Raw genomic sequence first — 25,814 nt, forward strand, 5'->3', positions numbered from 1 at the left:
GATCGCGGTGTCGGCGCACGAGACTAACGTGGCCGGCATGGCTCAGATCGATGCAGACCTCGCACGCCTCGGCACCGAGTTCCGGCAGTGGCGCGCAGCGAACTCGTTCCGCACCTCCGACGACATCCCGCGCGTCGAGCGGCCGGCCGGGTGGGTGCCGCGGATCGATCCCGTGTCCGTCGAGGAGCGACGACGGGAGCTCGCCGGCTTCGTCGAGCAGTGGCGGGCGACGGATGTCTCGGGGCTGCCGATCCCCGACCAGGTCGACCACCGCCTGCTGGGGTCGGCGCTCGCGCGCGTGCGCTGGGAGCTCGACGTGCTCCGCAACTGGGAGCGCGACGCCGTCTTCCTCACGAGCCAGATCCTCGGCCCGTGGTTCGATCTGCTGCTTGCGCCACCGCCCTTCGGCGCGGCACGGCAGGCCGATCTCGTGACCGTGCTGGGAGCCGTTCCCCAGGCCGTCGAGCAGGCGATCGCGAACCTCGAGCGCGCCGGTGTCGCCACGCTCGCGCGAGTGGCTGCGGCCGAGCTCGCCAGCATCGGGTCGCGGCTGGCGGGTTCGGTGTCGGCGCTCACCGCGCACGTCGATGCCGCGACGGCGACCGCGCTCGCCGCAGCGCAGCCCGCTGCGAGCGCGGCGCTCACCCGGTACGCGCAGTGGCTCGAGGCATCCGCCGGTCGTCTCGGCCCCGAGGTCGTCGTGGGCCGCGATGCGTTCGTCTGGTACCTGCGGCACGTCGCACTCGTCGCGACGGAGCCCGAAGAGCTCGTGCGTGCGGCCCTGCAGGAGTACCGGCGCGCGGTCGCGGCCGAGACGATCTCGCGCAACCGGCACCGCGCAGTGACCGATGCGCCACTCGCGGCAGACGTGGCCGCCGAGGTCGCCGCCCAGGCCGCGGCGGAGGCCGAGGTGCGGGCCCTGTACGAGCGCGAGGGCCTGTTGAGCCAGCCCGAGTCGCTGCGCCGCTATCGCTTCGCGGAGTACCCGGCGTATCTCGAGCCGATCGCCTTCCTCGGCGTGACCGACGATCTCACCAACGAGCGGTCGCGCGAGGGCGATGCGGTCTCCTACGTGCCGGTGCCGGCGGTCGAACTCCCGTACTTCGATGCCGCGAACGCTCGCGACCCGAGACTCGGCATCATCCACGAGGGCGCGCACAGCCAGCAGCTCGCACTCTCGTGGGGGCATCCGCGCGCCATGCGCCGGCAGTACGTCGATTCGGTCGCCAATGAGGGCATCGCCCACTACAACGAAGAGCTCATGCTCGACGCCGGGCTCTTCGACGATGCGCCGCACTCGCAGACGATCGTGCACAACTTCATGCGGCTGCGTGCGCTGCGGGTGGTCGTCGACGTGAACCTCGCGACGGGCGTCTTCGGCCTCGACGAGGCGATCGACTTCTTCGTCCGGCTCGTGCCGATGGACGCCCCGACGGCCACCGAAGAGACCTCGTACTACGTGGCGACGCCCGGTCTCGCGATGGCGTACCTCGTCGGCAAGCTCGAGGTGAAGCGACTGCTCGCCGACGCCGTCGTCGCTCGAGGCGACGACTTCTCGCTCCGCGAGTTCCACGACTCGCTGTGGTTGAACGGCAACGTGCCGGTGTCGCTGCAGCGCTGGGAACTGCTCGGCGACCGTGGCGACGTCGACGTGCTCGACGCAGCAGGCGACTGGGCCGAGACCTTCCCGGGGTAGGAACGCAGCCGACGCCGTGCCATGATCGGCCTGTGGCCGACCGACTGATGCTCCTCGACACCGCCTCGCTCTACTTCCGCGCGTTCTACGGCGTGCCCGACTCGATCACGGCACCCGACGGCACGCCGGTGAACGCGGTGCGGGGCCTGCTCGACATGATCGCGCGCCTCGTCACCGACTTCGAGGCGACGAACCTCGTCGCCTGCTGGGACGACGACTGGCGGCCGGCATGGCGGGTCGAGCTCATCCCGAGCTACAAGGCGCACCGCGTCGAGCGGGCCGTGCCCGGTGGCGTCGACGTCGAGGAGACCCCGCCCGGACTCATCGTGCAGATCCCGCGCATCCGCGAGGTGCTCGGCCTGCTCGACATCGCCGTCGTCGGCGCCCCCGAGCACGAGGCCGACGACGTCATCGGCACCCTCGCGACCGGTGCCGACCTGCCCGTCGACGTCGTCACGGGCGACCGCGACCTCTTCCAGCTGATCGACGACGAGGCATCCGTTCGGGTCGTCTACACCGCGCGCGGCATGAGCAGGCTCGAGGTGCTGACCGACGCCTCGGTCGTCGGCAAGTACGGCGTGCTGCCGCAGCAGTACGTCGACTTCTCGGTGATGCGCGGCGACACGTCCGACGGCCTGCCGGGCGTCGCCGGCGTCGGCGAGAAGACCGCCGCGTCGCTGTTGCAGCAGTTCGTCGACCTCGATGGCATCCGAACGGCGGCAGCGGATGCCTCGGTGCCGATGTCCGCGAGCGTGCGCGCGAAGTTCGCCGCCGCCGCCGACTACCTCGACGTCGCCCCCACCGTCGTCGAGGTCGTGCGCGACCTCGACCTCGGCGAGTTCGACTCGCGACTGCGGCCCGTCACCGGTGCTCGCCGAGAGGCGTTCGAGGCGCTCGCGACGGACTGGAACCTCGGCGGATCGGTGGCGCGGGTGCTCGCCGCGCTCGATGCGCTCGGCTGAGGATCAGTCGACGGATGCCGCGCGGCGGGCCGTCGCCGATCGGGCGAACAGGGCGCGCGCGACGAGTCCGATCGCGGCGACGACGATCGCCGTGACGATCGGCGGGATGACGAGGCCGGGGTCGGTGAGCGCCATGCGGAAGACGCCGACTCCGTAGTCGACCATCTCGCTCGGGTACTGGGCGAGCACCCGGGTGCCCGCCGCGGCCGAGACGGCGGTGATCAGCGTGGGCCCCACCCAGAGCAACGCGAGGCTCGTGATCGCCGCGACGACACGGCCGACGGTCTCGATGCCGCCCCAGGCGATCGCCGCGCCGACGAGCACGGCCGGCACCCAGCGCACGGCGTCCCACAGCCAGGCCGGATCTCCCGCGAAGGCGGGCCCGCGTGGGGCCATGAGCGCGTGCAGCCAGCCGGCTGAGAGGATCGCCGCGATCGTGAAGCCGATGACCGCACCGGCGCGCGGCGCCCGGGCGATGAGCCAGAGCACGCCCACGCCGACGGCGACTCCCGCGACGGCGACCGCGACGATCGCGCCGAGGTACACCACCGACCAGTCGTCGTCGCGGAGACCTCCGCCGACGGTCGTGGCGGTCTGGCCGATGGCGACGACGTCGACGAGGAGCACCCCCATGAGCAGCATCGCGAATCCGCCGCGCGGGGCATGAGAGCGGGTCGAACGCGCCACGAGGCCCGCGATCGCGGCGCCGATGACGAGGAGCGAGGCGATGAGCGACAGGAAGTACTGGCTGAACGGCAGCAGCACGAGCGGCATGTCGTCGGGCAGGGTCTCGCTCGCCCAGAGGTTCTGCAACGGCAGGCGCATCCCGGTGATCAGCCAGGGCAGCAGGCCGAGGGCAGCGGATGCGACGCCGATCAGGAAGAGCTGCCAGGTGCGCAGGGCACGTGCCGGGCGCGCCCCCGGCGTCGTGTCCTCGGGGGAGTGTTCCACGTCGGGAGTCGCCTGACTCATCGCCACCTCGTCGTTCGATCGGGCCGTCCGGGCTGGGCGGTTCGACCACCCTACGCCCGACCCCGCGCGAGGCATCCGTCTGCTCATCGCCGGTGCCGAAGTGCCGAAGTGCCGGAGTGCCGAAGTGCCGGGCACGAGAATCGGCCCATGGCGGGATGTCGTCGCGATTCGGCAGCGGATCCGTCGCGGCTCGACGGGCGGAGCATGAGAATGAGCCGGTGACTCGTCGAGGGCTGATCCTGTTCGCCGCGCTCGGCATCGCCTGGGGCATCCCGTACCTGTTCATCAAGGTGGCGGTGAGCGAGCTCGACCCCGCGATGGTGGTGCTGGGGCGGGCCGGGCTGGCGGCGATCCTGCTGCTGCCGTTGGCGTTCTTCCGTCGCGAGGTGGCCCCGGTGGTGCGCCGGTGGAAGCCGATGCTCGCCTACACGATCGTCGAGATCATCCTCCCGTGGTACTTCTTGAGCTCGGCCGAGCAGCGGTTGCCCAGCTCGACGGCGGGGCTGCTGCTCGCCACCGTGCCGCTCGCCGGTGTCGCGATCGCCTTCGCGATGGGCCGGCCCGAGCGCCTCACGCGCCTGAACTGGCTCGGTCTCGCGCTCGGCATGCTCGGTGTCGCGGCGCTCGTCGGCCTCGACATCGCCGGCTCCGACCTCGTCGCCGTCGCGCAGATGGCCGTCGTCGTGGTGGGCTATGCGCTCGGCCCGGCGATCCTCGCGCGGTGGATGTCCGACCTGCCGGGCGTCGGCGTCGTGGCGGTGTCGCTCGCCGCAACGGCCGTCGTCTACGTGCCGTTCGTGCTCGTCACGGGCGGATGGCCGACGACGTGGCCGTCGCAGGCGGTCATCGTGTCGATCGTCGTGCTCGCCGTGGTCTGCAGCGCACTCGCGTTCCTGTTGATGGTGGGCCTGGTCGCCGAGATCGGGCCGGTGAAGGCGACCGCGATCACCTACGTCAACCCCGCGGTCGCGATCCTCGCCGGCGCGCTCGTGCTCGGCGAGCGGGTCACGGTGTGGACGATCGTCGGCTTCGCCCTCGTGCTCGCCGGCTCGTACCTCGTGACTCGCCGGAGACGTGCGCCCGTGGCGGCCGAAGGGCCGGAGGCGGCGTCGGCCGAGCAGCGGCTCGCCTGAGCTGTCGTTGGCCGAATCCTTTCGGCGCATGGCATTCTGGCCGGATGACCCGCCGCACCCATCGCGTCGCCGTGCTCGTGCTGCCCGGGGCGAAGCCACTCGACGTCGGCATCCCCGCACAGGTGTTCTCGACCCGCGCGAGCATGCCCTACGAGGTGCGGGTGTGCGGCGCGGCACCCGGACTCGTCACGGGCGGCGACGGGCTCTCCTACCACGTGGCCGACGGGCTCGATGCGCTCGAATGGGCCGAGACGGTGTTCATTCCGGGGTACCGGCACCCCGATCGCGACGAGCCGCCGGCAGCGGTCGTCGACGCGCTCCGGGCGGCGAACGCGCGTGGGACGCGCCTCGCGGCGATCTCGACCGGGGCGTTCGCGCTCGCGGCGACGGGCCTGCTCGACGGTCGTCGGGCCACGACCCACTGGCACTACACCCGGGCGCTCGCCACGAGGCATCCGCTCGTCAAGGTCGACACGAACGTGCTGTTCGTCGACGAGGGCGCGGTGCTGACGTCGGCCGGGGCGGCTTCGGGCATCGACCTCTGCCTGCACCTCGTGCGCCGCGATCACGGCGTCGCCGTCGCCAATCACGCTGCACGACGGCTCGTCGCCGCTCCGTACCGCAGCGGCGGCCAGGCGCAGTACGTTCCCCGGAGCCTTCCTCCCGAGCTCGGGCCCGTGTTCGCGGCGACGCGGGAGTGGGCGCTGCGACAGCTCGACGAACCGCTCACCCTCGATGCGCTCTCCCGCAACGCCAACGTCTCGCCGCGCACCTTCTCGCGTCGCTTCGTGGAGGACACCGGCTACACGCCGATGCAGTGGGTGCTGCGGGCGAGGGTCGACATGGCTCGCGAACTGCTCGAGCGCAGCGACCTCGGGGTCGAGCAGATCGCCGCGCGGGCCGGCCTCGGCACCGGGGCGAACCTGCGGCTGCATTTCCAGCGCATCCTCGGGGTCTCGCCGAGCGACTACCGGCACACCTTCGCCGCGGGGGAGTAGCGGGCGGGTCGCTGGCGAGGGGCCGCCGAGGCTATTTGGCGAGATCCTTGCGGATGCTGACCTGCACGCCACTCCCGCGCGACGGCCGACACGGCGAGGGTTGAGGGGTACGGATCGAAAGGAACCCCTCTGCCATGACCACCCGCATCGCCATCAACGGCTTCGGCCGCATCGGCCGCAACGTCGTGCGCGCACTCGTCGAGCGCGGCGCCGACCTCGAACTCGTCGCCGTCAACGACCTCACCGACCCCGCCGGCCTCGCCCGCCTGCTGAAGTACGACAGCACCGCGGGCCGCTTCGGCTCCTCCGTCCAGGTCGACGGCGATGTGCTCGTCATCGACGGCCGTCGCGTCAAGGTGCTCGCCGAGCGCGACCCCGCGCAGCTGCCCTGGGGCGAACTGAACGTCGACGTCGTGCTCGAGTCGACCGGCCGCTTCACCGACGCCGAGGCCGCGAAGGCGCACCTCACGGCGGGCGCCAAGAAGGTGCTCGTCTCGGCCCCCTCGAAGGGCGCCGACGTCACGCTCGCCTACGGCGTGAACACCGAGGCCTACGACGCCGACTCCCACGTCATCGTCTCGAACGCCTCGTGCACCACGAACGCGCTCGCCCCGCTCGCGAAGGTGCTCGACGACCTCGCCGGCATCGAGCACGGCTTCATGACGACGATCCACGCCTACACGCAGGACCAGAACCTGCAGGACGCGCCCCACTCCGACGCGCGTCGCGCCCGCGCCGCCGCCGTCAACATCGTGCCGTCGTCGACCGGTGCCGCGAAGGCCATCGGCCTCGTGCTGCCGAAGCTCGACGGCAAGCTCAACGGCGACTCGATGCGCGTGCCCGTGCCGGTCGGCTCGATCGTCGAGCTCAACACGACCGTCTCGAAGGACGTCACCCTCGACGAGGTGCTCGCCGCCTACAAGGCCGCAGCCGACGGCCCGCTCAAGGGCGTGCTCGAGTACTCCGACGAGGCGCTCGTCTCGACCGACATCGTCGGCAACCCGCACTCGTCGATCTTCGACGCCGACCTCACCCGTGTCGACGGCCGTCACATCAAGGTCGTCGCCTGGTACGACAACGAGTGGGGCTTCTCGAACCGCGTCATCGACTCGCTGACGCTGCTCGGCGCGTAGACCTCGCCGTAACCCGAACGGGCCCGCCTCCGATGGAGGCGGGCCCGTTCGTGTCCGGTGGGTCGACGCGCGAGCATCGAGCGTGGGGCGTCGTCGGTGCCGCTAGTCTCGGCGCCTATCCGCGCTCGCGCGGCGCGATCGCCGTGCCGACGAGTCCGACGATCGCCGCGACGGCCATCATGACGGCGATCGGCCACCAGTGCCCGGCCTGGGCGAGCAGCGCGGTCGCCGCGAGCGGGGCGAGCCCGCCGCCGACGATTGCTCCCGCCTCCCGGCCGATCGAGATGCCCGAGTACCGCACGCGCGTGTGGAACATCGCGGTGAAGTAGGCGGGTTGCACGCCGTCGGAGGCCGAGTTCACGATGCCGATCGCGGCGACCACGACACCGATGACGAGTGCCGCCGACCCCGTGTCGAGCACGAGGAAGAGCGGTGCGGCCAGCACGGCGAAGGCGACGAGGCTCCACACCACGAGGCGGCGCGGACCGATGCGGTCGCCGAGCGCGCCCCAGAACGGGCAGAGCACCGCGGCGACCGCCGCCCCGACGAGCAGCGCGGTGAGGGTGACCTCTCGGGGCATGCCGACGACCGTCGACGCGTAGCTCAGGCAGAACACCGAGACGACGTAGAAGGTCGTGTTGACCCCGACGCGCACGAGGAAGACGGCGAGGATGCCGCGTGGCCGGCGGAGCACCTCGGCGATGGGCTGACGCGCCTCTCGACGTGCCTCGAGCATCGCGACGAACTCGGGTGACTCGTCGACCCGGCGGCGCAGCCGCCAGCCGATCGCGACGAGCACGAGGCTCGCGACGAACGGCACCCGCCAGCCCCAGTCGAGCAGCGCCTGCTCGTCGAGCACGGCGACGAGCACCACGAACGCGAGGTTGCCGAGGATGAGTCCCACATACACCGCGCTCGAGATGAACGCCCCGCGGAACCCGCGCCGCAGCGGCGACTGCTCGAGGGCGAGCAGCACGGCGCCGCTCCACTCGCCGCCCGTCGCGAGCCCTTGCACGAGCCTGAGCACGACGAGCAGCACGGGCGCGAGCGCTCCGACCTGCGCGTGCGTCGGCAGCAGGCCGATGAGGGCGGTCGCGACGCCCATCGTGAGCAGCGTCGCCACGAGCACGCGCCGCCGGCCGAAGCGGTCGCCGAAGTACCCCGAGAGGAGGCCGCCGAGGGGGCGCGCGACGAAGCCCGTCGCGAACACGGCGAACGACAGCAGCAGGCTCGTGAGCGGATCGTCGGCGGGGAAGAACAGCGTCGGGAAGACGAGCGCCGCGGCCGTGCCGTAGAGGAAGAAGTCGTACCACTCGAGCACGGTGCCGAAGGCCGCCGCGGTGACGGCACGGCGGCTCCGGGCGGGGTCGGACGGGGTGCCTTCGGCGGGCGCGGGCTCGAGTGCCGTCGCCGCGGCGCTCACGCGGTCACCGCCCCGGCCGACGCCGGAGTCGCCGACGCGGCCGCGAGCGGAGCCGCGAAGAACGCCAGTTCGTGCCGCGCCGAGGCGACGAAGGCCCGATGCATCCGCTCGCGATGCTCGGGCGTCGCGCCCGCGGCCGCCCGCGTCACGAAGCCGATCGCCTCGCGCGTCGCGACGGTGAAGCCGGGGTCGGCGTATGTCGCGAGCCACGACGCGTACGGATGCGCCGGATCGAGGGCGGCCTCGCCGAACTCGCCCGCGGCGAGGCGTTCGCCGAGGTCGGTGTAGATCCAGAAGCACGGCAGCAGGGCCGCGATGAGCACGGCGTGATCGCCGCGCTGCGCGGACGCGAGCAGGTGGTCGAGGTACGCGGTCGTCGTCGCGTCGGGCGGTGCGGATGCCGCGGTGCCGGCCTCCGGACCGAGCCAGCCGGTGTGCAGTTCGAGCTCGCCGATGATCGAGCCGTGGGCGGAGTTCGCCCAGAAAGCCTGCCCTGCGGCATCCGGTGCGAGGCGCGAGGCCTCGGCGAGCACTCGTGCGTAGTCGCGCAGGTAGTGCGCGTCCTGGGCGAGGTAGCCGAGGAACGGTTCGCGCTCGAGCGAACCGTCGGCGAGGCCGCGGATGAACGGCAGTCCGTCGATCTCGTGCCGCAGGTCGGCGATGCCGGCCCACCACTCGGCCTCGACCTCGGCCGGCGTCGGCGCGGTGCGTGTGCCGCCGCGCGCCCAGAGACCGGCGAAGTGGTTGACGGGGCCGTGCCCGCCGCCGACGCCGAGCGCCTCGCCGTGACGCAGCGATTCGCGCAGCCAGCGGCGGGCCTCGGTGATCGCGGCCGGCCAGTCGCCGTGCTCGGCGGCGAGGGTCGCGATCGCCGATGAGAGCGAGCACCCGGTGCCGTGCGTCGCCGTCGTGGCGATGCGTTCGCCGCCGAAGTCGACGATCGTCGCGGTGGCGGCGTCGACGAGCGCGTCGGGCGCCGCATCGCCGGCGAGGTGGCCGCCCTTCGCGAGCACCCGCACGCCGTAGCGCGCCGAGACGCTCTCGGCCTGCGCGATCGCTTCGGCCCACGTCGTCGCGACGACCGGAGGCCCGCCGCCGGAGCCGGCGAGCACCGCGAGTTCGCCGAGGTTCGGGGTGACGAGGTCGGCCAGCGGCAGCAGCTCGCGCATCGCCGATTCGGCGTCCGCGTCGAGCAGGCGGTCGCCGCTCGTGGCGACCATGACCGGGTCGAGCACGACGATCGGCGGCCGGGTTCGTGCGAGCCAATCGGCGACGGTGCGGATGACCTCCGCGTTCGCGAGCATGCCGAGCTTCACGGCGTCGATCGTGATGTCGTCGGAGATCGCGTCGAGCTGCGCCGCGAGGAAGCCCGCCGGCGGCACGTGCACCGCGCGCACGCCGCGCGTGTTCTGCGCGGTGAGGGCGGTGATCGCGGCCATGCCGTAGCCGCCGACGGCGGAGATCGACTTCAGGTCGGCCTGGATGCCGGCGCCTCCCGAGGGGTCGCTGCCGGCGATGCTCAGCACTCGTGCCGTCATCGCGCCGCCTCCCATCGGTTCGCGAGATCTCGGGCCACGGCTCGCGGGTCGTCGGCCGCGCAGATCGCCGAGACGAGCGCGACGCCCGCGGCGCCGGCTTCGCGGAGCGGCGCGACGTCGGCGAGCACGATGCCGCCGATCGCGACGCACGGCAGTTCCGCCTCCGCGGCGAAGCGGGCGAAGCCGTCGATGCCGAGGGCCGGGGGATGGTCGGGCTTCGTCGTCGTCGGCCGGATGACGCCGACGCCGAGGTAGTCGACGGTGCCACGGGGCATCCGTCGCAGTGCCTCGAGGTGGGCGGGCGCGTTCGCGGTGAGACCGACGACGGCGTCGGGACCGAGCCGGTCGCGGGCGATCGCCGCGGCGGCGTCTCCCTGGCCGAGGTGCACGCCGTCGACGGGCAGGCCGCTCGCCCGCGCGGCGATCGCGAGGTCGAGGCGGTCGTTCACGAGCAGCACGGCGCGGCCGTCGATCGCGGTCGCGAGCTCTTCGAGGAGTCGGAGCAGGTTGGACGTGCTGTCGACCTTGTCGCGCAGCTGCACGGTGCGCACGCCGCCGTCGACCGCAGCCGCGACCACGGCGGTGACGCCGCGCTCGCCGCAGAGTGTGGCATCGGTGACGAGGTAGGTCGAGAGATCGAGTGCGGTGCGGGCGCTCACGAGCGCACCAGCGCGGCGTCGCCGTGGATGCCCGCGACATCGCCCGCGACGCCGCTCACCTCGACGTTCGAGACGCGCACCCGGGCACGCTCGACCACCTGTTCGGTCGTGAGCTGCGCGAGCGCGTCGAGGAATCGCGGTGCGAAGGTGCCGGGGCCGACGCTGCCCACCCCTCCCGGGTCGGTGGCGGCGAGCTCGGCGGCCACGGTGTAGACGAGCGTGGCCGCGACGGCGCCCGCGAACGGGTCGTCGGCGACGGCGAGGGACGCCGCGGTCACGGCTCCGAGCGCGCAGCCGCCGCCCGTCACGAGGGTGAGCAGCGGGTCGCCGTTCGCGATGCGGGCGATGCGGCGGCCGTCGGTGATGAGGTCGACGGGGCCCGACACCGCCACGACCGAGCCGTGCGCGGCAGCGAGGTGAGCCGCGGCATCCGCTGCCGAATCGGTCGAATCCGAGGCGTCGACGCCGCGGCCTCCGGCCCCGGCTCCGGCGAGCGCCATGATCTCGCTCGCGTTGCCGCGGATCACGGTGGGGCGGAGCACGAGGAGCTCGTGCGCGAGCGCCGTGCGCACGGGCAGGCTGCCGACCGCGACCGGGTCGAGCACCCAGGGCGTGCCGGCCGCATTCGCCGCGGGCACCGCCTCGCGTGCGGCGTCGCGCTGCTCCTCGGTCGGGGTGCCGAGGTTCACGAGGAGCCCCGACGCGATGCCCGCGAAGATGCCGGACTCGCCGCGGATGTCGACCATCGCGGGCGCTGCGCCGAGCGCGAGCAGGGTGTTGGCCGTCACGTTCGTGACGACCTTGTTGGTGATGCACTGCACGAGCGGCGTCTTCTCGCGAACGAGGTTCAGCAGTTCGGCCGAGTGCCGGGCAGGGTCGATGGACAGACGATCGCTCAACGCGACATCCCTTCGCTAGTTCGAACTAGATCAGGTTCGACGGGTGTGTTCTCAGCCATGCCCGCTTCGGGTGAAGCGGCGCACGGCACCCCGTGTCACTGCGGTCGAGCCTAGTGGTCGATCGCTCGCGTCACTCCGCGGGCGACGGATCGGGGATCTCCTCCGGCCGGTACTTCGGCAGCCGGCTCGCGGGGATGATCGCGAGCGCGCTCACTCCGGCCATGATGAGCAGGCCGAGCTTCAGCGCGCTGAGCCGCGCATCGGTGTTGATCTGCACTGCCGCGTCGACCTGGGCGTCGGTCGCATCCGTCGCATCCAGGACCTCGCGCAACTGGTCGTTGCTCACGAAGTTGACCTCGCCGAGGTCGACTTGGGCCACGACCTCGTCGGGGATCTCGACGTCGTTCGCGACGGCCTGGGCGATGTTCATGCTGAGGATCGTCACGAGCATCGCGCCCGCGATGGCGGTGCCGACGGCCGAGGCGAGGTTCTGCGTCGTTCCGCGGATCGAGCCGACATCGCCCGCCAGCTCCTTCGGCGCCGACGTCACGAGCACGTTGAAGACGAGGGTGACGAGTGCACCCTGGCCGATGCCGAACACGATCAGTCCCGCGATGGTCGGCACCGTCTCCCAGTCGTTCGTCACCACGAACGAGAGCCAGAGCAGGGCGACGGTCGTGAGGATGAACGAGAACAATGCGATCGTGCGGGGCGCGTAGCGCCGGTAGAAGCGCACCACGAGCGTGGCGGTGATGAAGACCGTGACGTTGAACGGCATCATCGCGAGCGAGGTGTCGAATGGCGTGCGACCCTGCACGATCTGGATGTAGAGCGGCACGGTGAAGTTGATCGCCGCCTCGAGCGAGACGATCACGAACATCGCATAGACCGCGGCGCGTTCGCGCGAGGAGCCGAGCACCGAGAGGCTCACGAGCGGCACCTTGCCCTCGCGTGTGCGCCGACGAGTCCACACGAAGAACGCCTGGCCGAGGATGAGTCCGAGGACCACGAAGACCGGCGCGGGTGAGAGGCCGAGCACGTCGAACGGGGCGTTCGGCGTCGCGAGCACGATGCCCCACGTGTTCAGGTTGTTGAAGCCGAGGGTGAGCAGCACGATGCCCGAGCCGATGAAGAGGGCGGCCACGAGGTCGATCTTGATGCCGGGGTCGCCCTTGTCGGAGCGCAGCGTGAAGCTGAGCGCGAAGACGACGACGGCGAGCACGAGCAGGATGAGGAAGACCGGGCGCCAGCCGACCAGGGTGCCGAGCGCTCCGCCGATGAAGAACGCGCTCACCCCCGAGATCGCGCGGGCCGACCCGAGCGAGCCGATCGCGGTCGCCTGCTGGGGGCCGTGGTAGTTCTCGGCGATGAGCGCGACGAGCGACGGCACGATGATGGCGGCGGATGCCCCCGCGAACGCCTGCGCCGCGATGACCCACTCGATCGTGGGAGCGAACACCATCAGGAGCTCGGCGAGACCGAACAGGCCGACCACGATACGGAAGACGAGCACCCAGCCGAACCGCTGCCCGAGCTTCGCGCCGACCATGACGAGGGCCGCGACCATGAGCCCGTACGTCACGATCGCGGTGCTCACGGCGGTGGGCGGTACACCGAACTCCTCGACCATGCCGCCGATGGAGACGGGCAGTGCCGCGACGTTGAACGACATGAGCACTTGGGCGAGGAAGAGCCCGATCATCGGCGCCCACGATGCCTTCGCGATGAGGGCATTCTCGGGGGAGTGCGTGCTCGAGGTCATGGTCGACTCCGTTCCGTGGATGGTTCGTGCGTCGTCGACGCGAAAATGTTGAGTCCGAGGCTGCGGGCGAGGTGGGCGGTCGCGCGTTGGCCGCGCACGCTGTTGCCGGCACTGTCGAGTCGCGGTGAGTACGTGCCGATGCCGGCCTTGCCCGGGGAGACGGTCACGATGCCGCCGGCGACACCCGATTTGCCGGGCAGGCCGATCTCGAAGAGCCATTCGCCCGAGCGTTCGTAGAGGCCGCTCGCGGCGAGCACCGCCAGGGTGTCGCGGCACACCTCGGGCGAGACCACCTGCACGCCGGTGACCGGGTTCAGGCCGCCGTCGGCGAGCGTCGCACCCATCACCGCCAGATCGTGGGCGCTCACGAGGAGTGCGCACTGCTTCGTGTAGAGGTCGACGGTTTCGAGGGGGTCGCGATCGAGCCGGCCGTAGCTCTCGAGCAGGCCGGCGATCGCTCGATTCCGCTGGTTCGTCGCCGCCTCCGAACGGTAGACGACGTCATCGAGCTCGAGCGTGCGGCCGGCGAAGCGGGAGAGACCCTCGACGATGAACGCCCATTGGGCGTCGGCGTCGTCGCCCGGTACGAGTGCCGTCGTCGCGATCGCCCCGGCGTTGACCATCGGGTTCAGCGGGTGCCCGTCGTTCAACTCGATCGCCATCACCGAGTTGAACGGCAGCCCGGTGTTGTTCACGCCGATGCGCTCGAGCACGGGTCGGTGGCCGAGCTCTTCGCAGACGAGGGCGTAGACGAAGGCCTTCGAGATCGACTGGATCGAGAAGCGCCGATCGACGTCGCCGGCGTCGTGCACCCTGCCGTCGACCTCGACGACCGCGACCCCGAACAGCGCCGGATCCGCCTCGCCCAGGATGGGGATGTAGTCGGCGACCTCGCCGTCGTCGACCGTGCGGTTGCGCTCGTAGGCGGCCTGGACGAGCGACTCGACGTCGTCCCACGAGGGGAGTGCGCCGGCGGAGGCGCGCTGTTCGATGTCGTCGACTTCGAGATCCACGCGTCCCCCTGACATCACAACGTTGCATCCGCATTACGGAATGATCGATCGTTTGCGGCGATGATCCCGATCATGCTGCACGCGCCGCGCCGACATGCGGAAGCCGCGTCGGGAAGTCGGACTCTGCTCGATCGCGAATCGCGATGCGGGCGACGCGGGTTCAGCGCGTCAGGCGCAGCGGGTTGTCGCGGGCGAGTTCGACGACGATTCCGTGATCGGGGCCGGGGTGTGAGGCTCATGCCTCCCAGCATGGCGAGGGGCGACTCGGCAACGAGAACGGGGGCGGATGCCGCGTGGCACCGCCCCCGTTCCGTTCGGGTCGAGCTAGCCGATCGTGTGCCGCGAACGCACCCGCACGACGGCGTACGCCGCGCCGCCCGCTGCGAGCAGGGCGAGCGCGAGCCACCCGAGCACGTCGACGAGCGGGGCGCCGGTGGACGCGAGCCCCGCGCTCGTCGTCTCCTCGCCGGAGCCGGCCGCGGCGACCGTGATCGACGAGCTCGCGACCTCGACGCCGTCGATCGTGACGACGATCGTGTGGGCGCCGGCGGGCGTCGCAGCGGGGATGGTTCCCGTGAAGGTGAACCCGCCGTCGCTGTTCGTCGTCGCAGCGCCGAGCGTCTGCGGCGTCGAGTGGAGCTCGACCGCGAAGCCCTCGGTGCCCGGCGCCAGGCTCTTGCCGACGACCGTGATGCGGCCGCCCGGCACGAGGTCGCCGGTCACCGTGACCGTGCCCTTCACCGTCGTCGGGTCCTCGGCGGGCGCTGCCACCACGGTCACGGCGGTCGAGGCTGCGGATGCCGCGGACGTGCCGACCGTGTTCCGCGCGGCGACGGTCGCCGTGTACGCGCCGCCCGCGAGCCCGGTGAAGGTGTGCGTCGTCGTGCCGGCGGGCACCGAGACCGGGGCGGCGCCGTTCAGCGAGACGAGGTACTCCGTGATGGGCGAGCCGCCGTCGGCGGGTGCCGCCCACGAGACGGTCACGTCGGTGCCGGCGACCGTGGCGCCGGGCGCCTCGGGGGTGGCCGGTGCGGTGGCGACGACCTCGGGGTCGTACGGCAGCGCGTCGAAGAAGGTGCCGAGGGCGGCGATCGCCTCATCGGCGAAGGCGAGCTGTGCGGCGAGACCGGCGGGGTCGGGCCGGTCGGCGTACCGCCCGGGCAGGTCGTTCACGTACCACCACTCGGTCATGTACTCCTTGTAGGTGCCGTCGCCGTTGGCGTGGATCCACTGCTGCGCGATCGGCGCGGGCTGGCCGCCGACGGTGCGCGAGCGGTCGTACTCGAGCAGGTACGGCACCTGCAGCTTCTTCGCCGTGGCGAGCGCCTTCGAGGTGTCGCCGCCCGGGAAGTAGTCGACCTGGCCCGAGACTCCGGGCACGTACTGGGTCACGAGGTTCGGCAGGTACTTCGTGACGAGGTCGCCGTAGAAGTCCGCGAACTCCGAGCCGGTGTCGCGGATGTGCAGGTCGTTGCCCGAGTTGCCGTCGAGGCGCAGGTCGAAGAAGTAGACCTTCGCGACATCGTTCGCCACGGCCTGCCGGTTGACCTCCTTCAGCACGGCGCGGGTGTTGTGGCACCACGTGCCGCCGAAGAGCAGCACGTAGTCGCCGTCGCTCTCGAGCAGGTTCACGAGCTCGGGGTAGGTGACCGTCTGCACGCGCCAGTCGGCGTCGCCGTCGTCGAGCACCGTCGCGCCGCCGTAGACGTCGCGGCCGCCGTAGGCCGAGGCGTGCTTGGCGTTCACGACCTGCTCGGTGAAGGTGAACTGGTCGCTCGTGTCGAGGTCGGCTGCCGTGCCGAGCACGGCGGCGACCTGCGCCTTGTAGGCGGTGAGCGCGGCCGGTTCGGCGAGCTGCCCGGCGGTCACCGGGGTGGTGATCGCCGAGACGATGCGGTCCTCCGCTCCGCCCGCGAGGTGCGCCGAGTCGTAGACGAAGAGCGTCGGGTCGTCGGTTCCGTCGAACGGCGTCTGCGTGTCCTTGCTGAGGGCGTTGGTCACGAGTCGTGCCCAGAGCGGGGCGACGTCGGCGTTCGTGGTCGTGCGGATGTCGAGTCGGTCGCCGTCGAGTCGCGGGTTGAAGTTGTAGATGCGCTCGACGCCCGCCGCCTTCGCGACGTCGTTGATCGGACCGACGGTCGCCGCCGTCTGCGCGTCTTCGGGTCCGCCGATGAGGAAGGCGAACCGGCCCTCCTGGCCGAGCAGGTACTCGAACCGTTCGAACGTGACGGTCTCGTAGACGCTGTCGGGGCCGAGGCCGTCGTAGGCGTCGTCGAACCAGTCGACGGTGTCGGTCGGACTCGCGGGGGCTGCGGTGGCCGGGGTCGCCGCGACACCGCCGAGCACGACGGTGCCGGCGATGGCGAGTGCGGTCAGCATCGCCGCCCGCCTCTGGGTGGGGCGCTGGTGGTCGGGCACGGTGCTTCCTTTCTCTGGGGGGTGGGCCGGGCCGGTCATTCGGGCGCGGATGTCTCGTCGGGCTGTTCGCTGCGGGCGGTCGCGGTCGCGTTCGTGCGGCGGCGGGCGATCAGCCGCTGGCCCAGCAGCGCGAGTGCGCCGATGCCCACGAGGGCGATGAGGATGCCGGCACCGGCGAGCCATTCGGGTGCTCCGCCGTAGGTGGCGGCGCTGGTCTCGACGGCCTGCGCGGTGGGCTTCGCGGTCGATGCGGTGATGGTCACCGACTTCGACACGCTCGACACGGGCGACTCGCCGACGGCGTTCACGGCGACCAGGGTCGCGGTGTACTTGCCCGCACCGAGCACGCTGAAGGTGTGCGAGGTCGCGGTCGCCGCGAGGGGGATCGCGGTGCCCTTGTTGAGCGAGAGCTTGTAGCCGGTCACCGGCGACCCGCCGTCGGTCGGGGCCGCCCAGGTCACGGTGAGTGCGCTGCCCTTGGCGGTCAGTCGTGGCGCCGCCGGGGCGAGCGGTGCGGTCGCGGCGACGGCCGCGGGCTTCGCCGCGCCGGCCGCAGCCTGCGATGCATCCGTGGTGTCACCCGACTCGTCGGAGGAGCTGCCGCCGGAGGTTCCCGTGGTGCCACCGGACGTGCCCGTGGTGCCGGTCTTCGGCGCGGGTGCGGGCGCCGGGGCCGGCGCGGGTGCCGGGGCGGGGGCGGGGGCGGGGGCCGGCGCGGGTGCCGGGGCGCTGCCGCCGCCGATCGCGGGCGGCGGATCCTCCTGGGTGCTGTCGTACGGGTACCCGCCGGCGTCCTCGCAGGCGCCCAGGTCGAAGTTGATCGAGCAGAGGTCGCAGACATCGCCTGCGGCCGACGCCGACCCGCTGCTGATGAGCACGAGCGCGGGCACGGTGATCGCGAGCACGAGGGTCGCCGCGAAGCCGCGGAGTCCGCGGGCGCGGTGGGTGGTGCGAGAGGTCATGGCGTTCTTCCTTCTGGGTCGGCCGGTCAGCGGTGGGCGGCGAGTTCGGTCGGTGCGGCGCCCGGCGTCGAGGCATCCGCTTCGATGGCGTCGGAATCGTGCCCGCCCGCGTAGGAGGCGTCGGCGACGCGGTCGTCGTCGAGGTCGTCGCGATGCACGGCGCGGCCCGCGAAGATCTCGTCGTCGAGCGCGCCCGCACGCCGGGCGACGATCGCGGCACTCGTGGCCGCCGCAGTGACGTTGGCCATGGTGCTCGCGGTGCCGGCGATGGCGCTGATCGGAATGAGCAGCACGAGCACCTCGATGGGCAGGCCCACGGCGGTGAGCACGGCCGTCGCCGTGACGATCGCGGTGCCGGGCACGCCGGCGGTGCCGAGGGAGACGAGCAGCCCGAGCACGACGAGCACGACGTAGTCGAGCGGCGTGTAGTCGATGCCGAGGGCGTTCACCGTGAAGACGGCGACGAGGGTGGGCCAGATGCCGGCGCATCCGGGCATGCCGATCGTCGTGCCGATCGGGGCGGTGAAGCCCGCCACCTCGTCGGAGACGCCGATCTTGCGGGTGAGCGTCGAGATCGTGAGCGGCAGTGTGCCGATGCTCGACTGCGTCGTGAACGCCGTGTACTGCGCCGGGGTCAGCAGCCGGAAGAACCGCAGCGGGTTCAGGTCGGCGAAGACCCGCAGCAGCACGCCGTTGACGAGGTACGCGTCGACGAAGCAGGCGACGAGCGCGATCACGAGCACGCCGACGAGCGAGAGCGCCGTCTCGATGCGGGTCACCGCGGTCGAGGTGGTGACCGCGACCAGCGCGAGCACCGCGTACGGGGTCAGGGCGATGATGAAGCCGACGGCCTTGAAGAGCACGCGCCGCGTGGCATCCACGAACTCCTTGAACGGCCGCACCTTCTCGGCGTTCTTGTCGGCGACGATCAGGTACGAGACGGCGATCAGCAGGGTGAAGAGGATGATCGCGATGATGTTGTTCGACGAGATGTCGCCGACGACGTTGTGCGGGAAGAGTCCGACGATGACCTCGTCGAGCGGGGCGAGGAGGCCCGTCAGCGCCGAGCCGTCGACGCCCGCAAGTTCGAGGTTGGCGCCCTTGCCGATGCCCGTCGCGAGCGCCAGGCCGAGGGTCAGCAGGATCGCGATGAGGTTCGTGGTGAGCAGCCAGAAGACCGAGCTCAGGCCGATCGTGCGCAGCTTCGCGAGACTGCCGAGCGACGTCACGCTCGAGAGCACCGAGACGATGATGAGCGGTGCGACGACCGCCGTGATGACGTTGACGTAGATCGTGCCGATGACGTCGACGTAGTCGAGGTGCCCCTGGAAGGCCAGGCCGACGCCGATGCCCACGACGAGCGCGATGACCGTCAGCAGCGTGAATTTCGCGCCGGCGCGGCGCAGCAGGAAGAGGCCGGCGAAGAGCGCGGCGATGACGGCGAGGGCGGCGATCGAGAGCCAGTCGAGGTCAGCCACGACGCTCTCCGAGCGGAGCGGACGAGGTGCGGATTCGGTGCATGGGCACGACCGTATTGACCGCCGGATGCCTCGGTGCGACGCGTGTCGCACTGTGAATGCCTATGACGGCATACGTCGCTCGGAGTGCTCGGACGGTGTCATTCGATGTCGTCGAGTGGCGTACCGCGACGTCGGATGACGTCGACCGACGTCGCCCGTATGACGTTCTGCGACATCACCGACCCGGGCGAGCGGATGCCTCAGACCGTCACGCCGCTCGGCGCGGTCGAGCCGCCGAACCAGTGCGCGGGAGCGGGAAGCACGATGCCGTTCGCCGCGAGCGCGATGACGACGAAGGCGTAGACCATGATCACGATCGTGAGCACGCCGAGCGCCATGGTGATGGGCACCGCCGGGGAGACCCGCATGCCCTCGCGACGGTAGCGGGGCGCCGCCATGAACGCGATCCACATCGAGGCCGTGGCGAAGCCCGTGATCCACACCGTGCGCAGCGCGTCGCCCTCGAGGGGTGCCGCCACGGCGATGATGAGCGAGGCGATGCCCATGAGCAGTCCGGTGTACGCGAAGAACCGTGCGAACCCGACGCCGCCGACCTCGTCCTCACCGGTCCACCAGGGACCGTCGGGCCGTTCCGGCTCCTCGGAGCCATCCGGCTCGCGTGCGTCGCTCATGCTGCGATCGTACGGGGCGACGGCGCGGTCACGGCCTGACGAGCCCGAGCCGCACGAGGCTCTCGGCCGAGGCCACGATCGCGTCTTCCGTCGAGCGAGGATGCCATCCGAGCATCCGCTCGGCCTTCTCATGCGAGGCGCCCTGCGAGCGCCGCAGCTGCGGCGCGACCGCACGCAGCTCGGCGTTGACGACTGCGCCGGCCTGCACGAGCCACCGCGGGAGCACGCGCGTCGGCACGTGCTTCGCATCGGCGCCGAGGCGGTCGCGCAGCATCACGGCGAGGTCATGGAAGGCGATGGGATCGCCGGCCACCGCGAGGAATCGCTCGCCTGCGGCGTCCGGATGCGTCATCGCCCGCACGTGAAGGTCGGCGACGTCGCGCACGTCGACGCCGGTCGTCGTGCCGGGCGGAACCGCAGGCACTCGACCGTTCAGCAGGCCGAGCAGGATCTCGATGGAGCTCGAGAAGTCGCGCCCGAGGGCAGGGCCGAAGATGGCGACCGGATTCACGACCGCGAGCTCGAGGTCGCCGCCTGTGCCCTCGACGAAGTCCCAGGCCGCCCGCTCGGCGATCGTCTTCGACTTCACGTAGGGCGTCACGTTGGGGCCGTCGGGGTTCGTCCAGTCCTCCTCCGTGAACGGCCGACCCGGGTCGACCGCGTGCCCGTATCCGATCGCCGCGAACGACGAGGTCAGCACGACCCGGCGTACTCCAGCGGCGCGCGCGGCCCGAAGGACTCGCAGCGCGCCGTCGCGGGCGGGCACGATCAGCTCGTTCTCGTCTTTCGGCTGGCGCACCGGAAACGGTGATGCCACGTGCAGCACGAAGTCGGTACCTGCGACGGCCTCGGGCCAGCCATCGTCGTGCATGAGATCGGCGGGCACGACCTCGACGTCGTCGACACGGGCGGTGCTCGCAACGCCCGCCGCGGCGAGCCCGGCTCGCACGAGGTCCCGCACATCCCCGGCGCGCGCGTGGGAGCGCACGGTCGTGCGGACGCGATGGCCCGCTTCGAGGAGCTGCACGATGCAGTGCGCTCCGACGAACCCCGTGCCGCCGGTCACCAAGACGTGCTCGCCGCTCACCTGAGCCTCCTGGTCGGACTCTACTCCCGCGCCCGATCGACGGGTTCCGCGCGAGCGGAGCATGCGCGGCTGCGGTGCCCGGGCATTGACCTCGCGGCATCCGAGCCACTAGTGTTCGAAAGCTGCGCACTCCGCGCAGCATCCCCGGAACCTGGAAGGAAGGTCATGACCGTGTCTCTGCAGCGCACGAGCAAGCCCTCCTTCATCGAGATCACCGATGGGCACTGCCTGCTCAATCGCGAACTCGACCAGGTTCTCGACCCGGCACTCTGACGCCGACGCGGCAAGCCCGCATTCTCGTCACCCCGTGCCGGTCGAGGCCCGGGGTGTTTCTCTGTCTGCGCGCGACGGGGAGCCTCGGGCCCCCGGATCAACGCAACGCACACGCAAGACAGGAAAGGAACATGGAGACCATCACGAAGCGGCTCGTCTCGTGGGCGAGCCTGATCGACGAGAAGACCGTCGACCAGGCCCGCACCTCGTCGACGATGCCGTTCATCTACCCGCACCTCGCGCTCATGCCCGACGCGCACCTCGGGCTCGGCGCCACGGTCGGCTCGGTCATCCCGACCCTCGGGGCGATCATCCCCGCGGCCGTCGGGGTCGACATCGGCTGCGGCATGATCGCGGTCAAGACGCAGTTCACCGCGTCGGAGCTGCCGGCCGATCGGCGGCCGGTGCGCGAGCAGATCGAGCGTGCCATTCCGCTCTCGGCGGGAAAGCACAATCGCAAGGTCGTCGCGACCGCCGCGCCGCGCATCGCCGAGCTCGAGGCCCTCGCCGAGGCGAAGGGCTTCGACCCGGCGACGTACGCGGGCAACTGGCGCGAGCAGCTCGGCTCGCTCGGCAGCGGCAACCACTTCATCGAGGTCTCGGTCGACGAGAACGACGACGTGTGGCTGTTCCTGCACTCGGGCAGCCGGGGCGTCGGCAACAGGATCGCCCAGCACCACATCGCGGTCGCCCGGCGACTCGCGAAGCAGTGGTGGATCGACCTGCCCGACCCCGACCTCGCCTACCTCGTCGAGGGCACGCCCGAGTTCACGAAGTACATCCGCGAGCTCCGGTGGGCGCAGCACTTCGCGCTCCTCAACCGCGAGGAGATGATGGACCGCGTCATCCGGCAGGTCGGCGAGTGGGTCGGCACGCCGGTGCAGGAGCTCGAGCGCATCAACTGCCACCACAACTTCACCGAGAGCGAGGAGCACTTCGGCAAGCGGGTGTGGGTGTCGCGCAAGGGCGCGATCCAGGCGGACGCCGGTCGGCCCGGGCTCATCCCCGGATCAATGGGTACCGCGTCGTACGTCGTCGAGGGACTCGGCGACCCGATGTCGCTGAACTCGTCGCCGCACGGCGCCGGCCGCACGTTCTCGCGGACGAAGGCGCGGCAGACCTTCACGCACGAGCAGCTGCGTGAGGCGATGACGGGCATCGAGTTCCGCGACACCGACGCCTTCATCGACGAGATCCCGCAGGCGTACAAGCCGATCGACCAGGTGATGGCGGATGCCTCGTCGCTCGTGACCGTGCGGCACACGCTGCGGCAGCTCGTCAACGTGAAGGGCGACTGACCGGCCCCTGAGCGGATGCCGCGGCTCGCGTGCTCCATCGGAAGCACGCGGGTCGCGGCGCGGTGACGGCCCGATGGTCTGCCACGACATCGTTACCCACTCGAGATCCCCGGGAGGGTGCCGTTCGGATAGCTTCGGGAGACCCGAACTCCCGAAAGGACCACGTCTCCCGTGATCTCTCGTCGCATCGTCGCGCCCTCCCTCGCTCTCGGCCTCGCCGCCATCATCAGCCTCGGTGCCTTCAGCGCTTCCGCTTCGGCCGAGGAGACGGTCCCCGGTTCCTCAGGGATCCCCGGCTTCCCGTCGGAGTCGCCGACGACCCCGCCGGTCGAAGAGACGAAGACCCTCGTGCTCTCGCCGGCGAAGGCCGTCACGAAGCCCGGCGTGCCCGTCACGTTCGAGGTGACCGTGCTGGCGAGCGAGGGCGGCGCACCGCTCGACCCCCAGCCGGAGCTCGAGTACTTCCTCGGGACGGATCTGTCCGGCGATGTCGTCGACGGACTGACCGTGACAGCGTTCAGAGACGGGCCTCGGGCCGTCATTGTCCGATCGGGTGCGCAGTACGGCGTGACGAGCCTCACGGTCGTCGGCGACCCGGTCGCCCTGCAGATCACGCCGAGTGCGCCGAGCGTCGCGAAGGGCGGCTCGCTCACCTTCGCGGTGACCGGCACCGACAAGTGGGGCACGCCGATCGATGGGAGTGCGGCCGTGCTCACGAGCTCGGTCGGCACCGATGTCGTCAGCGGTCAGACCGTCACATTCCCCACTGCGAGCCCGCACACGATCACTGCCACGCTCGCCGGGGTGACCGCATCGGTCACCGTCGAGGTGGTGGCGTCGTCTGGCGAGGCGGCCGCGCCGGCCGCGCCGGAAACACCGACCGGGCTCGCCGAAACCGGTGCAGCACCGCTGGGCGCCGGCCTCACCGCGGCGATGCTGCTGCTCGCCGGTGCCGCGGTCTCAGTGCTCACGGTCGCGCGTCGCCGCGCTGCGCGTCAGTAGTCGTTCACCGACCACACGACTCCCCGGTCGCGCGACGCGCGGCCGGGGAGTCGTTCGTTTCACGTGCCTGACCGTGCGCCACCGCGGATTTCCCGTCTGATGTCGATCTGGCGCATTCTCGTTCGACGCCAGAATGAGAGCGGAGATACCGACTCGGAAGGAATCACACCATGCGCACCCTCATCGTCACCGAGTTCATCAGCCTCGACGGCGTCATCGACTCGCCCGGCGGCGGCTCGCACCCGCGGGCCGGCTGGACGTTCAAGGACGTCCCGTTCGTCGAGGAGGCGTACGCGCTCAAGGGCAGCGAGCAGCTCGAGGCGGGCGCGATGCTCATCGGCCGCGTCAGCTACGACGAGTTCGCGCCCGTCTGGCCCACGATGGTCGACGACTTCGCCGAGTACAACGCGATGCCGAAGTACGTCGTCTCGAGCACCCTGTCCGACCCCGAGTGGAACAACACGCACGTACTGCGTTCGCTCGACGAGGTCGCGAAGCTCAAGGAGGGCGACGGCGCCCCCATCATCGTGCACGGCAGCGCCACGCTCGCGAAGGGCCTTGCCGCGGCCGGCCTCGTCGACCGCTACCACCTGCTCGTCTTCCCGGTGCTGCTCGGCGACGGCAAGCGCCTCTTCGGCGACGGAGACCCGTACACGCACCTCGACCTGGTCGAGTGCGAGGCGTACTCCAACGGCATCATCAAGCAGGTCTACGACGTCACGCGCTGAGCGGATGCCGCGGCATCCGTCTGCGCTCCGGGCTCAGCCTTGCTCCGGGCTCTGCTGCAGTTCCCGAAAACGCGTATGCCAGTTCCCCCTCAGCGATGAGGCGGAACTGGCATGCGCCATGACGACAACTCGCCGAACGCCTACCGGGCCGCTCCGGCCGAGCTCACCCGCTGCTTCTCGCGCACGTAGACCTCGCGGCGCACCCGGGCGACGACGTCGCCGTCGCGGTCGGTGATCTCGGTCTCGAACCACTCGAGCACCTTCGCGCCGCCGCGGGCGCGCTCGCGCAGCTCGGCCGTCTTCTCGGGCGGCACCGCGAACTGCGCGGTCAGCACTCCGCGGCCGGGCTTGACGAACTCGATCTCGCCGCGGGTGTCCCACACGATGTAGTCGCGGCCGATCTGGTGCATCACGAGCATGAAGAAGTACGGATCGGTCATGGCCGACATCGATCCGCCGAACGCGGTCTTCACGTAGTTGCGGGTGAAGACGTTGACGTGCAGTTCGACCGTCGCGCTCGTCCAGTCGGGGGCGAACCGCTTCACCCGGATGCCGCTGAACAGGTTCGGAATCCACAGGCTCATGCCGAGGGCGAGGCGTCGAGGTGTCACGGGCATGCAGACGAGTCTTGCGCGCCCGATCGGATGTCGCGAACGGCTTGTCGGGCATCGACAAGCCGCGTGGTCCAGCGGCGGGGCGGCACGCGTCGTGCCGCCCCGCCGCTGGACCGGCGTCCGGCTCAGGCCGCGGCGTCGTCCTCGACGGCGACGACCGCGCGCAGGCCGTCGACGAGCGTCGTCGTCGGGCGGCCGAGCAGGCGGGAGAGCGTGCCATCCGTCTGGCTGAGCGCACCACTCGCGATGCCGGCGTCGATCGCCGCGACGAAGCCCGCAGTGCCCGCGTCGAGGCCGACGGCCTCGAGGGTGGCGACGTGCTCGGCGGTCGTGAGCGGCGTGTACGTCACGTCGCGTCCGACGACTTCGGATGCCGCGGCGGCGAGCTCGTCGTAGCTCCAGGCGACATCGCCGCCGAACTCGTAGACCTGGCCGAGGTGGCCGTCTTCGAGCAGCACGACGGCGCCGCCCTCGGCGAGGTCGGCACGAGTGGCGCTGGCGACGCGCCCGTCGGCCGTGGACGCGGCGATGACGCCGGTCGACGCGGCGCGCGAGACATCCGCTGCGTAGTTCTCGGTGTACCAGTTGTTGCGCACGATCACCGCGGGAACGCCCGAGGCCGCGATGGCCTCTTCGGTGGCCTTGTGGTCTGGGGCGAGCACGAGGCTCGACGTCGTGGCGCGGGGCGCGCTCGTGTAGACGAGCTTCGTGATGCCGGCGGCCTTCGCGGCGTCGATCACGTTCTGGTGCAGGGCGGCGCGGTTGCCGGGCTCGGATCCGGAGATGAGCAGCACGCTGTCGACTCCCTCGAGGGCGGCGGTGATCGTCTCGGGTCGCGCGTAGTCGAGCTCGGCGGTGCGGATGCCGCGGGCCGCGAGGTCTTCGAGCTTCGACGTGTCGCGGGCGGTCGCGATGACGTCGGCGGGAGCAGCGCCGCGGGCGAGCAGCGCGTCGACGACGAGGCGGCCGAGCTGGCCCGATGCGGCGGTGACGAGAATGGTCATGGTGTGGTGGTCCTTCCGGTTGCGGTCACCATGGGGCAACCGGATGCCTCGCGTGAACCTTCCCTCGCGGCGGTACCCACTTTGAAGT

General features: G+C 71.2%; 22 protein-coding genes and 1 riboswitch. Of the genes, 8 read left to right on the forward strand and 14 right to left on the reverse strand.

The genetic code is table 11. The features are described 5' to 3' along the window. The first annotated feature begins 37 nt into the window (after positions 1–37). Positions 38–1,696 (forward strand): DUF885 family protein, encoded by a 1,659-nt coding sequence (locus BUR99_RS07985; protein ID WP_074259836.1) that lies wholly within the window; start codon positions 38–40, stop codon positions 1,694–1,696. A 32-nt stretch (positions 1,697–1,728) separates the two neighbouring features. After that, positions 1,729–2,658, forward strand: coding sequence for a 5'-3' exonuclease (locus BUR99_RS07990; RefSeq protein WP_234980791.1), 930 nt, complete (start codon positions 1,729–1,731; stop codon positions 2,656–2,658). A gap of 3 nt (positions 2,659–2,661) precedes the next feature. On the opposite strand, the gene BUR99_RS19930 is transcribed toward BUR99_RS07990, so the two are convergent. Continuing rightward, the gene (locus BUR99_RS19930) at positions 2,662–3,630 is read right to left on the reverse strand and encodes a hypothetical protein (RefSeq protein WP_143231539.1); all 969 of its coding nucleotides are present in this window, start codon (positions 3,628–3,630) and stop codon (positions 2,662–2,664) included. 218 nt (positions 3,631–3,848) lie between these two features. On the opposite strand from BUR99_RS19930, the gene BUR99_RS08000 reads away from it, so the two are divergent. From BUR99_RS08000 to gap, 3 genes are all read left to right on the forward strand, one after another. Further along, complete coding sequence (locus tag BUR99_RS08000; RefSeq protein WP_074260297.1) at positions 3,849–4,763, forward strand: DMT family transporter; 915 nt, start codon at positions 3,849–3,851, stop codon at positions 4,761–4,763. A gap of 44 nt (positions 4,764–4,807) precedes the next feature. Next, positions 4,808–5,761: a GlxA family transcriptional regulator gene (locus BUR99_RS08005; RefSeq protein WP_074259837.1), complete on the forward strand. Its 954-nt coding sequence runs from the start codon at positions 4,808–4,810 to the stop codon at positions 5,759–5,761. A 134-nt stretch (positions 5,762–5,895) separates the two neighbouring features. Further along, on the forward strand, positions 5,896–6,894 hold the full coding sequence (gap, locus tag BUR99_RS08010) for a type I glyceraldehyde-3-phosphate dehydrogenase (RefSeq protein ID WP_074259838.1): 999 nt from the start codon (positions 5,896–5,898) through the stop codon (positions 6,892–6,894). Between the two features lie 115 nt (positions 6,895–7,009). Here gap and BUR99_RS08015 read toward each other — a convergent pair whose 3' ends face one another. The 11 genes from BUR99_RS08015 to BUR99_RS08065 all read right to left on the reverse strand — a co-directional run bounded on the left by BUR99_RS08015 (position 7,010) and on the right by BUR99_RS08065 (position 20,807). Beyond that, on the reverse strand, positions 7,010–8,317 hold the full coding sequence (locus tag BUR99_RS08015) for an MFS transporter (RefSeq protein WP_084183817.1): 1,308 nt from the start codon (positions 8,315–8,317) through the stop codon (positions 7,010–7,012). Further along, positions 8,314–9,855, reverse strand: coding sequence for a bifunctional hydroxymethylpyrimidine kinase/phosphomethylpyrimidine kinase (locus BUR99_RS08020; RefSeq protein WP_234980792.1), 1,542 nt, complete (start codon positions 9,853–9,855; stop codon positions 8,314–8,316). Before BUR99_RS08020 ends, BUR99_RS08015 begins: the two co-directional genes overlap by 4 nt. Then, entirely contained in the window at positions 9,852–10,514 is a 663-nt protein-coding gene (gene thiE / locus BUR99_RS20530) for a thiamine phosphate synthase (protein WP_074259840.1), read from the reverse strand. The genes BUR99_RS08020 and thiE overlap by 4 nt, the downstream gene beginning before the upstream one ends. Beyond that, entirely contained in the window at positions 10,511–11,413 is a 903-nt protein-coding gene (gene thiM, locus BUR99_RS08030) for a hydroxyethylthiazole kinase (RefSeq protein ID WP_200802703.1), read from the reverse strand. Before thiM ends, thiE begins: the two co-directional genes overlap by 4 nt. After that, positions 11,404–11,516: riboswitch (TPP riboswitch) on the reverse strand. Its footprint overlaps the gene before it by 10 nt. A gap of 27 nt (positions 11,517–11,543) precedes the next feature. Continuing rightward, complete coding sequence (locus tag BUR99_RS08035) at positions 11,544–13,175, reverse strand: MFS transporter (RefSeq protein WP_074259841.1); 1,632 nt, start codon at positions 13,173–13,175, stop codon at positions 11,544–11,546. Beyond that, a complete protein-coding gene (gene glsA / locus BUR99_RS08040) occupies positions 13,172–14,203 on the reverse strand; it encodes a glutaminase A (RefSeq protein WP_074259842.1) in 1,032 nt (343 codons plus the stop codon). The genes BUR99_RS08035 and glsA overlap by 4 nt, the downstream gene beginning before the upstream one ends. A 309-nt stretch (positions 14,204–14,512) precedes the next feature. Further along, positions 14,513–16,606, reverse strand: a complete 2,094-nt coding sequence (locus BUR99_RS20410; protein WP_200802704.1) for a fibronectin type III domain-containing protein — start codon at positions 16,604–16,606, stop codon at positions 14,513–14,515. Positions 16,607–16,641: 35 nt separating this feature from the next. Further along, on the reverse strand, positions 16,642–17,568 hold the full coding sequence (locus BUR99_RS19945) for a fibronectin type III domain-containing protein (protein WP_143231540.1): 927 nt from the start codon (positions 17,566–17,568) through the stop codon (positions 16,642–16,644). Positions 17,569–17,594: 26 nt separating this feature from the next. After that, entirely contained in the window at positions 17,595–19,046 is a 1,452-nt protein-coding gene (locus BUR99_RS08055; protein ID WP_074259845.1) for a dicarboxylate/amino acid:cation symporter, read from the reverse strand. Between the two features lie 242 nt (positions 19,047–19,288). Then, entirely contained in the window at positions 19,289–19,720 is a 432-nt protein-coding gene (locus BUR99_RS08060) for a hypothetical protein (RefSeq protein WP_074259846.1), read from the reverse strand. 28 nt (positions 19,721–19,748) lie between these two features. Then, positions 19,749–20,807 (reverse strand): NAD-dependent epimerase/dehydratase family protein, encoded by a 1,059-nt coding sequence (locus tag BUR99_RS08065; RefSeq protein ID WP_074259847.1) that lies wholly within the window; start codon positions 20,805–20,807, stop codon positions 19,749–19,751. A 404-nt stretch (positions 20,808–21,211) separates the two neighbouring features. On the opposite strand from BUR99_RS08065, the gene BUR99_RS08070 reads away from it, so the two are divergent. The 3 genes from BUR99_RS08070 (at position 21,212) to BUR99_RS08080 (ending at position 24,108) form a co-directional block, all read left to right on the forward strand. Further along, a complete protein-coding gene (locus tag BUR99_RS08070; RefSeq protein ID WP_074259848.1) occupies positions 21,212–22,378 on the forward strand; it encodes an RtcB family protein in 1,167 nt (388 codons plus the stop codon). A 171-nt stretch (positions 22,379–22,549) separates the two neighbouring features. Then, entirely contained in the window at positions 22,550–23,380 is an 831-nt protein-coding gene (locus tag BUR99_RS08075; RefSeq protein ID WP_074259849.1) for a hypothetical protein, read from the forward strand. A 170-nt stretch (positions 23,381–23,550) separates the two neighbouring features. Then, positions 23,551–24,108 (forward strand): dihydrofolate reductase family protein, encoded by a 558-nt coding sequence (locus BUR99_RS08080; protein WP_074259850.1) that lies wholly within the window; start codon positions 23,551–23,553, stop codon positions 24,106–24,108. A 140-nt stretch (positions 24,109–24,248) separates the two neighbouring features. Here BUR99_RS08080 and BUR99_RS08085 read toward each other — a convergent pair whose 3' ends face one another. Together BUR99_RS08085 and BUR99_RS08090 are read right to left on the reverse strand one after the other, a co-directional pair. Further along, positions 24,249–24,725: a DUF4442 domain-containing protein gene (locus BUR99_RS08085; RefSeq protein WP_074259851.1), complete on the reverse strand. Its 477-nt coding sequence runs from the start codon at positions 24,723–24,725 to the stop codon at positions 24,249–24,251. A 122-nt stretch (positions 24,726–24,847) separates the two neighbouring features. Next, the gene (locus BUR99_RS08090) at positions 24,848–25,726 is read right to left on the reverse strand and encodes an SDR family oxidoreductase (protein ID WP_074259852.1); all 879 of its coding nucleotides are present in this window, start codon (positions 25,724–25,726) and stop codon (positions 24,848–24,850) included. Between the last annotated feature and the right edge of the window lie 88 nt (positions 25,727–25,814).

It is taken from the genome of Agromyces cerinus subsp. cerinus, from assembly GCF_900142065.1.
Taxonomy (GTDB): Bacteria; Actinomycetota; Actinomycetes; order Actinomycetales; family Microbacteriaceae; genus Agromyces; species Agromyces cerinus.

What these genes read in the sequence shown, in the direction of transcription:
- BUR99_RS08060 (WP_074259846.1), bottom strand. Translation starts at nt 19,720, where the DNA reads ATGAGCGACGCACGCGAGCCGGATGGCTCCGAGGAGCCGGAACGGCCC.
- gap (WP_074259838.1), top strand. Translation starts at nt 5,896, where the DNA reads ATGACCACCCGCATCGCCATCAACGGCTTCGGCCGCATCGGCCGCAAC.
- BUR99_RS08020 (WP_234980792.1), bottom strand. Translation starts at nt 9,855, where the DNA reads ATGACGGCACGAGTGCTGAGCATCGCCGGCAGCGACCCCTCGGGAGGC.
- BUR99_RS08005 (WP_074259837.1), top strand. Translation starts at nt 4,808, where the DNA reads ATGACCCGCCGCACCCATCGCGTCGCCGTGCTCGTGCTGCCCGGGGCG.
- BUR99_RS08035 (WP_074259841.1), bottom strand. Translation starts at nt 13,175, where the DNA reads ATGACCTCGAGCACGCACTCCCCCGAGAATGCCCTCATCGCGAAGGCA.
- glsA (WP_074259842.1), bottom strand. Translation starts at nt 14,203, where the DNA reads ATGTCAGGGGGACGCGTGGATCTCGAAGTCGACGACATCGAACAGCGC.
- BUR99_RS19945 (WP_143231540.1), bottom strand. Translation starts at nt 17,568, where the DNA reads ATGACCTCTCGCACCACCCACCGCGCCCGCGGACTCCGCGGCTTCGCG.
- BUR99_RS19930 (WP_143231539.1), bottom strand. Translation starts at nt 3,630, where the DNA reads ATGAGTCAGGCGACTCCCGACGTGGAACACTCCCCCGAGGACACGACG.
- BUR99_RS08080 (WP_074259850.1), top strand. Translation starts at nt 23,551, where the DNA reads ATGCGCACCCTCATCGTCACCGAGTTCATCAGCCTCGACGGCGTCATC.
- BUR99_RS07985 (WP_074259836.1), top strand. Translation starts at nt 38, where the DNA reads ATGGCTCAGATCGATGCAGACCTCGCACGCCTCGGCACCGAGTTCCGG.
- BUR99_RS08090 (WP_074259852.1), bottom strand. Translation starts at nt 25,726, where the DNA reads ATGACCATTCTCGTCACCGCCGCATCGGGCCAGCTCGGCCGCCTCGTC.
- BUR99_RS08070 (WP_074259848.1), top strand. Translation starts at nt 21,212, where the DNA reads ATGGAGACCATCACGAAGCGGCTCGTCTCGTGGGCGAGCCTGATCGAC.
- BUR99_RS08085 (WP_074259851.1), bottom strand. Translation starts at nt 24,725, where the DNA reads ATGCCCGTGACACCTCGACGCCTCGCCCTCGGCATGAGCCTGTGGATT.